Below are 1,695 nucleotides of genomic sequence, written 5' to 3'. Positions count from 1 at the left end.
CGCGTTGATATGAGTTGAGGTAGTCCTTCACAAACGCCTCCGGGGGTGTCAGGAAGGGATTGTCAAAGATTCCTTTCGAGGACCTGAGCGTTACGCGCTCGGGTGCTCCTGGCACGCCCCGGAGGTGTTGTTGTGTCTGTGCAGAGTGCTCCAGTCACGGTGTCCACGATCGTCGTTGCCGTCGATGTCGGCAAGACCTCGGCGGTGGTGTCGGTCACCGATGATGCCCGTCGGCGGCTGATGGGACCGGTTGAGTTTGCGATGACGCGCTCGGGTTTGGTCGCTGCGACGCAACGCATGGTGGCCGTCGTGCCATCGTGTGCGCAGGTCAAGGTGGGTGTGGAAGCGGCTGGCCATTACCACCGTCCGGTGATGGATTATCGCTGGCCGACCGGGTGGGAGGTGCACGAGCTCAATCCCGCTCATGTCGCTGAGCAGCGCCGGGTGATGGGCCGGCGGCGGGTCAAGACCGACGGGATCGACTTGGAGGCGATCACCGAGTTGGTGTTGGCCGGCCGGGGCCGAGTGAACACCGAGCGCGATGTGCTCATCGGTGAACTGGCGGCCTGGGCACAGCACCGGTCGCGGCGGGTTCTCACTCGCACGGCGACCAAGAACCAGTTGCTCGGTCAACTCGACCGGGCGTTCCCCGGGTTGACGTTGGCGTTACCGGATGTGTTGGGCACCAAGATCGGGTGCCTGGTTGCCGCCGAATTCGCCGATCCGGCGCGATTGGCCGCGTTGGGAGTCAATCGTCTGATCCGGTTTGCTGCCGCCCGCAACGTCCAGCTGCGCCGCCCGCTCGCCGAGCGTCTGATCACCGCGGCCAAGGACGCCTTGCCCACTCGCGATGCGGTGGTGGCCCGACGCGTGCTGGCCGCTGACCTGTCATTGTTGGCCGACTTGGACTCCGAGATCATCGACGCCGAAACCGAACTGGCCCGACTGATACCGCGCAGCCCGTTCAGCACCCTGACCTCGGTTCCCGGCTGGGGCGTGGTCCGTGTCTCCAATTACGCTGCCGCCCTTGGTGATCCGAATCGATGGCCCGGGTCCAAGCAGATCTATCGCGCATCCGGACTGTCCCCGATGCAGTACGAGTCGGCGGGCAAACGCCGAGACGGATCGATCAGCCGCGAAGGCAGTGTGGCGCTACGCCGCGCGTTGATCGATCTCGGTATCGGCTTGTGGCTGACCGAGCCGGCCGCCAAGACCTACGCCCACGGCCTCAAGGACCGCGGCAAGCGCGGTGGCGTAATCGCCTGCGCCCTGGCCCACCGGGCTAACCGCATCGCCTACGCCTTGGTCCGCGACCACGCCGTCTACGACCCCGCCCGCTGGACCTGACAACCCACACCCCAACGCAAGAAAGGACCGTTCGCCCTGCACCCTTCACAACCCTCGTCGGCAGTGCCAAGCTGAACGGACGGGACGAAGGGCCGGATCAGATGCCGAGCGCGTTATGACGGGCCCCCGGGTTACGCCGAATCTAACTTGGCACCCGGCCCTTCGCCTCCACGGCAGCCCGAACGACGCCAGATGACCCACTCGAGGTCGCATACGTCAACGTGGGCGCCCGGCACCCCGCCGCATCACCCGACAGCCGACATCACAGCGCTACCAAACCCGCACCAACCCGGATGCTCAGTTCACTACGCCCACTCAAAGCCTTGACACGACCTACAGCCAGTTAGA

At 65.4% G+C, this 1,695-nt stretch carries 1 protein-coding gene; it reads left to right on the top strand.

The window, feature by feature from the left end; translation table 11 throughout:
- Positions 1-132 precede the first annotated feature (132 nt).
- Complete coding sequence (locus tag AAHH99_RS24885; RefSeq protein WP_418771133.1) at positions 133-1,347, top strand: IS110 family transposase; 1,215 nt, start codon at positions 133-135, stop codon at positions 1,345-1,347.
- The last annotated feature ends 348 nt before the right edge of the window (positions 1,348-1,695 follow it).

This window comes from Mycobacterium neumannii (genome assembly GCF_048452905.1).
GTDB classification, from domain to species: domain Bacteria; phylum Actinomycetota; class Actinomycetes; order Mycobacteriales; family Mycobacteriaceae; genus Mycobacterium; species Mycobacterium neumannii_B.
The sequence above is the reverse complement of the archived record's forward strand: the minus strand, read 5'-3'. Positions and strand labels throughout refer to the sequence as shown.